The organism is Geodermatophilus sp. SYSU D00697 (assembly GCF_054050175.1).
The window spans coordinates 1-579 of sequence record NZ_JBJGYV010000075.1; the positions used below are offsets into that span (position 1 = coordinate 1).

At 70.6% G+C, this 579-nt stretch carries 1 protein-coding gene; it reads right to left on the bottom strand.

Annotated features, from left to right (window positions below):
- Position 1 precedes the first annotated feature (1 nt).
- The coding region (locus ACI79C_RS25250; protein ID WP_456948449.1) for a 3-oxoacid CoA-transferase subunit B at positions 2–579 on the bottom strand (578 nt) is incomplete at its 5' end.

Here is a 579-nt window from a genome sequence, read left to right on the forward strand (position 1 = left end):
CTCAGGCGGTGGCGGGCAGCGTCATCTCGGGGACGGTGTCGGGGATGGTCAGGGGGGCGTCGGTGGCCTTGGCGACGTCGTCGGGGGTGACGCCGGGAGCGGTCTCGACGAGGGTGAACCCGGCCGGGGTGATGTCGATGACGGCCAGGTCGGTGATCACCCGGTCCACGCAGGCCCGGCCGGTCAGCGGCAGGGTGCACTCGGCCAGGAGCTTGGGGGAGCCGTCGCGGGCGAGGTGTTCCATCATGATGATCACCTTGCGGGCGCCGTGGACCAGGTCCATCGCGCCGCCCATGCCGTTGACCATCTTGCCCGGGATCAGCCAGTTGGCCAGGTCGCCGCGCGGATTGACCTGCATCGCGCCGAGCACGGCCAGGTCCAGGTGGCCGCCGCGGATCATCGCGAAGCTGGTCGCGGAGTCGAAGAAGCTCGCGCCGGGCAGGATGGTCACGGTCTCCTTGCCGGCGTTGATCAGGTCCGGGTCCTCCTCGCCCTCGAACGGGTAGGGGCCCACGCCCAGGATGCCGTTCTCCGAGTGCAGCACCACGTGCACCCCGGCGGGCACGAAGTTGGGCACCA